We start from the raw sequence: 8,952 nt of genomic DNA, 5'->3' as shown, positions 1-8,952 counted from the left end.
CACCTGCCCCATGACGATCCCACCCGCCCCCGGCGGACGTCATGAACGACCGTCCCCGGAACCGCCAGAAAAAGCGTATCCTTTTCGCCACTAAGAGTAATCATGATGACGAGGATGCCGTACCGGAATTCCGATCGTTACCCCACCGTGGGTCACCCATGGTGGGTGAACCGAATGGGTGAAGCGCGATGATCTCGAGGGAAGTGACATGAGAGCATCAACCGCCGTCCCTCCACACCTGTTGAAACGGGATGACGTACGAGAAGCCATCGCGGCACAGGACTTCGGGAGGCTGTTCTCCCTCCTCCGCAAGTGGGCGGGTATCAGCTTCAACCAGATCGCGGAGGCCTGCGACATCAAGTCCTCCCGCGTCTGCCAACTGGCACGCGGAGAAGGGACGATCTCGACACTGTCGAAGATCGAGCAGATCGCCGACGCCCTGCGCATTCCCGGCCACATGCTGCGGCCGGCGCCTCGTCCATGGGAAGTGGGGAGCGCGTCGGAGACGAATCCCCGAGTAGCCTCCCTGCCCCTGCCACGCCTGTCGGCAGCGGACGGCGCTCCCGCCGGCGACGATTACGTCCGCGCGATCCGGGAGACCTCGCGTCGGTTGATCCTCCTGGACAACGAACTCAACGGCCTCCCCATCGCGGACATGGCCACCCGCGCCTTCAAAGCGGTCCATCGACGCCTCGGGGATGGCGACTACGAAGCGCGATACGAGCGGGATATCCACTCTGCCGCAGCCGAGTTGGCGGAGATCGCGGGATGGGCCCTGTTCAACGCGGAGAACCTCCCCGCCGCCCGTCGCTTCAACAGGAGGCGTTGTTCCTTTCGCGACTGGCGGGAGACGGTTCGATCGAACTCCTCATCCTCCAGAACATGGGCATGGTCGCCGGGTGGGTGGGACGCCACCGGGAGGAACTGGCGATCGCCCGTTCCGTGTTGGAGTCCCGTCCACTGTCCCCACGGGTGGAGGCGATCTTCCGGGCCCGGGAGGGCCAGGGCCTGGCCGGGACAGGGCGCCACGAGGAGGCCGCCCGAAGCTTTCGACGGGCTCGCTCACTGCTGCAGGACGATCCCCCGGACGCGGCCCCGCCATGGTCGTGGTGGATCTCGGAGGACGAACTCGACCGACAGGAGGGACGGTCCCTACAGGAATCGGGACGGTGGGAGAAAGCCGTTCCCCTTCTGCAACGCGCCACCCACGCACCGAGCGGTGAACCGGTGGGCTACCGGAACGTCGCCGCCGTTCGACTGCTTGCCTGCTTCCTCGACTTGGGCGCGTGGCGCGAGGCGGAGGGCGTCGCGAACTTCCTCGCCCCCGAGACCGGGGAGACGGCCTCCACCATCACCCTGAGCGTCCTGGAGGCCACCATCCGGCGGGGAAGAACCATGCCGGGCGCTCCCCCGGCTCTTCGGGAGTCGCTGGATCGCGTGGCCGACGCCCTCGGCGAAGACCCCTACGCCCTCTGATCGACCCGGTGAAGTCGCTCCGCCGAAGCCATCACGGGCGAGCCGTGGGCAGAGGCGGTCCCGCGCCCGCCCCGTGACAGGAGCGGGACCCCTCCTCACGTGCGCGGGGCGGCCGGATCCCGTATGCGGCCGGTGAGAGGGCGCGGCCGAGGTGGGGCCCGGGGGTTCGGTGGTCCCGTGGCCCATGATCGATATCCAAATCCGTACCCAAACGGCTACCGGTCGGCCACGGGGCGTGAATCGGGAAACTCGCCACCGGCGCGACACGGGCGGTGACGATGCGATCCGGAACCGAAGGCGTGCGGGGGTCACCCGTGCGCCGTGTGTTCACTTCTTGAAACCGCGCGTGTGCGCCGAGGCATGGGCGGAGTCCCTCGCAAACCGAGAAAAACTCACGCAAGCGGACAGCCGAGACCGTCGGAACGACGCAAAGGAGACCGCTCCGAGCGGGTGCCGTGAACCCTTTTCGAAGATCGAACCGAAGGCGTCGCGCGTGATGGTTATCGAGGATTTTTCGCGTAGTGGAGCATCGGGTACTCCGGGAGGTATCCGGGGCGGATCCCGGCGGCACCGGACGGGGTGGCGGACCGTACCGGTCGCCCGGGCCCCCGCGCCGATCGGGCGACGACCACGGCGCCCGACCACGGCACCGGCGCCCCCGGACGGGCCGAGGCGTGCCACGGGGCCTCTCCACGGCCCCCGGAGGGCCCGGCCCGGCCGGGCCGGGGCGCGCCGAAGGACCCGGCCGCACCCCGGAGCGCTTCCGGACGCGGCCGGATGTGAGCGGCCCGTATCGACGGACCCGGGGCATCGCGTGCGGGAACGCGGCGTCCCGGGTCCGTCGATACCACCGCCCGGTTACCCCTGTGGCGGGGTGGGGGCGTCGGGTCGACCGTGCCGCCCGTGCCGCGCGGCGGGAGCGCGGCCGGAGGGGCGGTTCGTCGGCGGGCGAACGGTCGACCGGTGACGACCGGTGGGACGGCGAGGTCCTCGGGGGTGCTCGCGGAGTACCGTCGAAGGTCCCGGGGCCTCGTCAGGAGGAGCCGCGCCGCACCAGTTCGGTGGGCAGCACCTGGTGCCGGTGGATCGGCATCCCCTCGTCGATCTCGGCCAGCAGCGCGCGGGCCATGGCGCGCCCCATGCCCTCGATGGGCTGACGGACGCTGGTGAGCGGCGGATCCATGTGCCGGGCTATGGCCGAGTCGTCGAAGCCGACCAGGGCCACGTCCCCGGGGACCGTGCGCCCGGCCTCGCGCAGCGCGCGGCGGGCACCGGCCGCCATGAGGTCGGAGGCGCAGAAGACCGCGTCGATGTCCGGGCGGCGTTCCAGCAGCTCCCGCATCCCGTGGTAGCCGCTCTCCTCGGTGAAGTCGCCGCGCCACACCAGGGAGTCGTCGTCCTCGTGACCGGCGGCCTCCAGGGCCTCGCGGTAACCGGCCAGGCGGCACCACGCGGCGTACATGTCGAGCGGGCCGGTGATGGTGGCCACGACCCGGCGCCCCCGTCCCAACAGGTGCTCGACGGCGAGCTGGGCGCCGGCGACGTTGTCGCAGTCCACGTGCGGGAAGGGCTCGTCGGCGGACCGGCGGCCGTTCATCACGGCGGGGATGCCGAGTTGTCCGAGCAGCTCCGGCAGCGGGTCCTCGCCGTGCACGGAGACCAGCAGCACGCCGTCCACCCGGTTGCCCGCCGCGTACTGGGCGAAGCGCTGCCGTTCCTTGGGGGTGCGGCTGAGGGTGAGCAGCAGCTGGTAGTCGGTATCGGCCAGTTCGGCGCTCACCCCGCGGATGATCGCGGAGAAGTAGGGCTCCGCGAAGAGCCTGGCCTCCGGCTCGGGCACCACCAGCGCGATGGCGTCGGTGCGGTTGGCGGCGAGCGCGCGGGCCGCTCGGTGCGGCACGTAGCCGAGGTCGGCGATGGCCGCCTCGACGGCGGCGCGGGTGCGGTCGCTGACCCGGGGTGATCCGTTGATCACCCGGGAGACGGTTCCGCGCCCCACTCCCGCGCGGGCCGCCACCTGTTCCAGTGTCGGTCTTCCATCTCTTCCCAATCCTCGTCTTCCGACTGCCATCGGATTCCTCCTGTTGTCGCCCCGGGATCCAACTACATCACGGAATCAACTCCGTCCAGCCGGATGCCTTGACACTCGCCCCCAGACCGGGAACTCTTCACTTCATCAAGTTTGGGAGCGCTCCCATCCAGCTGAAACCCTACACAACCCATACGTTCCGAGCCCCGGGTCCGTTCACCCCCACGCGCCGCAGAGCGACCGGGAGAGGCAACGTCAGTGCGCCAGGAGGACGACCACATGCGCAACACCGCCAGAACGCCGCTCGGCACCCGCGGCACCACCGGTAGGACCCTCCGGACCTGCCTCGCCGTGACCCTCGGGATCGGCCTGCTGGCCGCCTGCGGTGGCAACGGTAATGACGACGACAACGGCACCGGTGGCGGCGGCGACAACGCCGACGGCGGTCAGGACCCGGTCACCCTGTCGATCGGCGTCTTCGGCCAGTTCGGTCTGGAGGAGGCCGGCCTGTACGACGAGTACATGGAGGCCAACCCGCACGTCACCATCGAGCAGACCTCCACCCAGCGCAACCAGGACTACTTCTCCGCGCTGGTGACCCGCCTGCCCACCGGCAGCGGCCTGATGGACATCCAGGCCATCGAGGTCGCCAACATCAGCGAGGCCGCCAACGAGCTCGGCCAGTACTTCGTGGACCTGAGCGACGCCGAGGGCGTGGACCTCGACCACTTCATCCCGTGGAAGGTGGACCAGGCCACCGGCGCCGACGGCCGCGTGGTGGGGCTGGGCACCGACATCGGCCCGATGAGCATCTGCTACCGCACCGACCTGTTCGAGCAGGCCGGTCTGCCGACCGACCGCAATGAGGTCGGCGCGCTGTGGGAGGGCGACTGGCAGGCCTACATCGACGCCGGCAAGGAGTTCCGCGACAACTTCGACGGGAACGCCAGCTGGGTCGACTCCGGCTCGAGCATGTTCAACGCCATCGTGAACAGCTACCCCGAGCGGTTCTACAACGAGGCCGGTGAGCCGGTCTACCAGGAGAGCGAGGCCGTGCAGACGGCGTGGAGCATGGCCGTCCAGGCCGCCGAGGAGGAGCTGACCGGCCGCCACGAGCTGTTCGTCACCGAGTGGGACAACGGCATGGCCAACGGTGACTTCGCCACCCTCTCCTGCCCGGCCTGGATGCTCGGCTACATCCAGGACAAGTCCGGCGGTGAGGGCGAGGGCGCCTGGGACGTGGCCCCCGCGCCGCGCCCGGCCAACTGGGGCGGTTCCTTCCTCGGGGTGACCGAGGCCTCCCAGAACAAGGAGGAGGCCATCAAGCTGATCACCTGGTTGACCGCGCCGGAGCAGCAGGCCAAGCTCTTCGAGCGGCGGGCCAGCTTCCCGAGCTCGGCCGAGGCCCAGCAGATGGAGGTCGTGCGGGACGCGACCCACGAGTACTTCGACGACGCGCCGATCGGGGAGCTGCTGTCCGCCGCCGCGGCCGACATCCCGACCCTGATCGTCGGGCCGCGCGACCAGGTCATCCAGGAGAGCCTCTCCAGGGGCGTGGTCCAGGTGGAGCAGGGCACCGACCCCGATGAGGCCTGGGCGTCCACCGTCCGGTCCATCGAGAACGCCATCGCGGACTGATCCCGAGCCGGAAAGTCATCCATGACAACGGAACAGCACCGTGCCGCGCCCGCAGCGCGGCGGTGAACCCCCGCTGACGGCGGAGGAGAAGAAGCTCCGCCGCCGGTCGCTGCGCTATCGGCTGGACACCAAGTTCAGCCCCTACGGCTTCGTCGCGCCGTTCTTCCTGTTCTTCGCCGCCTTCGGGCTCTTCCCCCTGTTGTTCACCGGCTGGGCGTCGCTGCACCGCGTCTCGCTGCACGCGCCGACGGACATGGAGTGGGTGGGGTTCTACAACTTCACCCGGCTGATGAGCGACGAGTTCTTCTGGAACTCGTTGTGGAACACCTTCATCATCGGGGTCATCTCCACCGTCCCGCAGCTGCTGATGGCCCTGGGCCTGGCCCACCTGCTGAACTACAAGCTGCGCAACAGCATGATGTTCCGGGTGGCCATGCTGGCGCCGTACGCCACCTCGGTGGCGGCGGCGACGCTGGTGTTCGCGATGCTCTACGGTCGCGACTACGGCATGATCAACTGGGGTCTCGGCCTGGTCGGTATCGACACCATCGAGTGGGAGGCCGGTTCCTGGACCTCCAAGATCGCGGTCTCCACCATCGTGATCTGGCGGTGGACGGGGTACAACACCCTGATCTACCTGGCCGCGATGCAGGCCGTGCCCAAGGATCTCTACGAGTCCGCCTCGATCGACGGGGCCTCCCGGTGGAAGCAGTTCATCCACGTCACCATCCCGGCGCTGCGACCGACCATCCTGTTCACGGTCGTGGTCTCCACCATCGGGGCGACCCAGTTGTTCGGTGAACCGCTGCTGTTCGGTGGCACCCCCAGCGGTGGCGCGCACAACCAGTACCAGACGCTGGGCCTGTACATGTACCAAATGGGCTGGAGCAACTTCAATCTCGGGCGTGCCTCGGCGATCGCCTGGACGATGTTCCTGCTCCTGATCATCATCGGATTGATCTACTGGCTCTTCGCCCGGTTGATCGGTCGATCGACCGGCAGCAAGGGGGCGTGAGCCATGAGCATTTCCTCCGAGACGGCCACCCGGCCGCCGGGGTCCGCCCCGGCCGCCCAACCGGATGTCCCCGGCGGGGGCTCCCCGCGTCGCCGGAAACGGGCCCGGGCGGGCGGTGCCGGCCGCCAGATGCACGCCGGTTGGCTGACCTACCTGATCCTGGGGATCTTCACCTTCGGGTCGTTGTTCCCGCTGGTGTGGACCATCTTCGCCGCGTCCTCCTCCAGCACCCGGCTGGCCCAGACCCCTCCGCCGTTCTGGTTCAACGACCGGTTGGCGGAGAATCTGGACGAGGCGTGGAACACCGCCAACATGGGTCTGGCGCTGCTCAACACGGTCTTCGTCGCGGGCGCCATCACGCTCAGCACGGTGCTGTTCGCCACGCTGGCCGGTTTCGCCTTCGCCAAGCTGCAGTTCCGGGCGAAGAACATCCTGCTCATGCTGGTGATCGGCACCATGATGGTGCCGCCGCAGCTGAGCGTGGTGCCGCTGTTCATGGCGGTCGCCGAACTGGGCTGGACCAACCAGCTCCAGGCGGTCATCCTGCCGATGATGGTGAGCGCCTTCGGCGTGTTCTTCATGCGGCAGTACCTGGTGCAGGCCCTGCCCACCGAGCTGATCGAGGCCGCCCGGGTGGACGGCGCGCACAGCCTGCGGGTGATCTGGCACGTGGTCTTCCCGGTCGCCCGCCCCGCGATGGCGGTGCTGGCGATGCTGACCTTCGTGATGGCCTGGAACGAGTTCTTCTGGCCGATCATCGTGCTGACCCAGCAGAACCCCACGGTTCAGGTGGCCCTCACCGGCCTGGGACGCGGCTACGTGCCGGACCAGGGCGTGATCATGGCGGGCGCCCTGCTGGGCACGTTGCCCCTGCTGATCGTCTTCGCCATCTTCGGCAAGCAGATCGTGGGCGGCATCATGCACGGCGCGATCAAGGGCTGAGCGAGGGGCCGGCGGACGACCGGCCCCCGCTCCCGGCCTCCCGGTTCCGGTACAGGGGCTCCCGGCACGCACGTGTCGGGAGCCCGGACCGGGGTCCCGCCGGCCCGCCCGCACGAGCCGCGCGTCCGACCGGAGGGGGACCGGCCGGGCCGGGGCGAATCCCGTGCACCAACCCGCACCACCACACCCTCCGCACACGACGCATGGGAGCGCTTCCATGACACAGAGCAACCGAATCACCTTCCCCTCCGACTTCCTGTGGGGATCGGCGACCGCCTCGTACCAGATCGAGGGCGGCGCGCGGGAGGGCGGGCGGACCCCCTCCATCTGGGACACCTTCAGCCACACCCCCGGCAGGGTGCTCGCCGGCGACACCGGTGACGTCGCCTGCGACCACTACCACCGGTGGCAGGAGGACATCGATCTGATGAGCGAGCTGGGCCTGCGCGCCTACCGCTTCTCGATCGCGTGGACCCGGGTCCAGCCCACCGGTCGCGGCCCCGCCGTCCAGGCCGGCCTGGACTTCTACCGGCGCCTGGTCGACGGTCTGCTGGAGCGCGGCATCACCCCCGTGGCGACCCTCTACCACTGGGACCTGCCCCAGGAGCTCGAGGACGCCGGCGGCTGGCCCGTCCGGGAGACCGCCGAGCGGTTCGCCGAGTACGCCCGCCTGGCCGGGGAGGCGCTGGGCGACCGGGTGGGCATGTGGACCACCCTCAACGAGCCGTGGTGCAGCGCGTACCTGGGCTACGGCTCCGGCGTGCACGCTCCGGGGCGCACCGAGCCGGAGTCCGTGCTGCGCGCCGCACACCACCTCAACCTCGGTCACGGCCTGGCGGTGCAGGCGCTGCGCGGGGTCCTGCCGCGCGACGCCCAGTGCTCCATCACCCTCAACCCGGCGGTGGTGCGCTCCGCGAGCGACTCGGAGGCCGACCTCGACGCGGCCCGCCGCATCGACGCCCTGCAGAACCGGATCTTCACCGGTCCGCTGCTGGAGGGCGCGTACCCCGAGGACCTGCGCCGGGACACCGCCCGGGTCAGCGACTGGTCCTTCGTGCGCGACGGCGACGAGGCCACCATCAACCAGCCGCTGGACTTCATCGGCATCAACTACTACAACCCGGTCCTGGTCTCCGCCTCCGAGCCCGGCTCGGCCAACTCGAAGAACGACGGTCACGGCGTCTCCTCGCACTCCCCGTGGGTCGGCTCCGAGGACGTGGAGTTCCTCGAGCAGCCCGGCAAGAAGACCGAGATGGGGTGGCCGATCGACGCCACCGGTCTGACCGAGCTGCTGCTGCGCTTCCACCGCGAGGCGCCGGGCGTGCCGCTGTACATCACCGAGAACGGCGCCGCGTTCGACGACAAGCCGGACGCCACGGGCGCGGTCCACGACCCCGACCGCGTCGAGTACCTGCACGACCACATCGCGGCCGTGCACGCGGCGATGGAGCAGGGCGCGGATGTCCGCGGCTACTTCCTGTGGTCGCTGCTGGACAACTTCGAGTGGGCCTACGGATACAGCAAGCGGTTCGGCATGGTGCACGTGGACTTCGACACCCTCCAGCGCACGCCGAAGACCAGCGCCCGCTGGTACGCGAAGGCGATCGCCACCGGGGAGCTGCCCGCCCCGGAGTGACCGACGGCCGGACGCTCCCGTGAGCTTTCACGGGTCCGGGGAAACGGTGCGACGGTGCGGGAGCCCTTCCCGAAGCCGTGCCGCTCCCCCCGTTCGCCCCGATCGGGGTCCGCCGACGCGCACCGCGTCGGGGTCGATGGCCCGTCCGCGCCCTCCGGCGCGGACGGGCCATCGGCGCGTTCGGGTCGGGGCTCCGGGGGCGGGTCGCGATCGGGC

General features: G+C 69.8%; 6 protein-coding genes and 1 pseudogene. 6 read left to right on the top strand and 1 reads right to left on the bottom strand.

Annotated features, from left to right (window positions below; all coding sequences use genetic code 11):
* Positions 1-208: 208 nt before the first annotated feature.
* Positions 209-406, top strand: a pseudogene (locus tag FNQ90_RS05770) (hypothetical protein); the annotation flags it as partial.
* Positions 407-825: 419 nt separating this feature from the next.
* Positions 826-1,476 (top strand): hypothetical protein, encoded by a 651-nt coding sequence (locus tag FNQ90_RS05765; RefSeq protein ID WP_182605269.1) that lies wholly within the window; start codon positions 826-828, stop codon positions 1,474-1,476.
* A 1,033-nt stretch (positions 1,477-2,509) separates the two neighbouring features.
* On the opposite strand, the gene FNQ90_RS05760 is transcribed toward FNQ90_RS05765, so the two are convergent.
* Positions 2,510-3,547: a LacI family DNA-binding transcriptional regulator gene (locus tag FNQ90_RS05760; protein WP_143618566.1), complete on the bottom strand. Its 1,038-nt coding sequence runs from the start codon at positions 3,545-3,547 to the stop codon at positions 2,510-2,512.
* Between the two features lie 237 nt (positions 3,548-3,784).
* Between FNQ90_RS05760 and FNQ90_RS05755 the strand changes: the two genes are divergently transcribed.
* From FNQ90_RS05755 to FNQ90_RS05740, 4 genes are all read left to right on the top strand, one after another.
* Positions 3,785-5,143, top strand: coding sequence for an ABC transporter substrate-binding protein (locus FNQ90_RS05755; RefSeq protein ID WP_194432271.1), 1,359 nt, complete (start codon positions 3,785-3,787; stop codon positions 5,141-5,143).
* A 73-nt stretch (positions 5,144-5,216) separates the two neighbouring features.
* The gene (locus FNQ90_RS05750; protein WP_194432272.1) at positions 5,217-6,158 is read left to right on the top strand and encodes a carbohydrate ABC transporter permease; all 942 of its coding nucleotides are present in this window, start codon (positions 5,217-5,219) and stop codon (positions 6,156-6,158) included.
* 3 nt (positions 6,159-6,161) lie between these two features.
* Entirely contained in the window at positions 6,162-7,100 is a 939-nt protein-coding gene (locus tag FNQ90_RS05745) for a carbohydrate ABC transporter permease (protein WP_182605266.1), read from the top strand.
* Positions 7,101-7,317: 217 nt separating this feature from the next.
* Positions 7,318-8,736 (top strand): GH1 family beta-glucosidase, encoded by a 1,419-nt coding sequence (locus tag FNQ90_RS05740; protein ID WP_182605265.1) that lies wholly within the window; start codon positions 7,318-7,320, stop codon positions 8,734-8,736.
* The last annotated feature ends 216 nt before the right edge of the window (positions 8,737-8,952 follow it).

This window comes from Streptomyces alkaliphilus (genome assembly GCF_014141535.1).
GTDB lineage: Bacteria > Actinomycetota > Actinomycetes > Streptomycetales > Streptomycetaceae > Streptomyces > Streptomyces alkaliphilus.
Note: the sequence above shows the minus strand (reverse complement) of the source record. Positions and strands in the feature narration are given on the sequence as shown.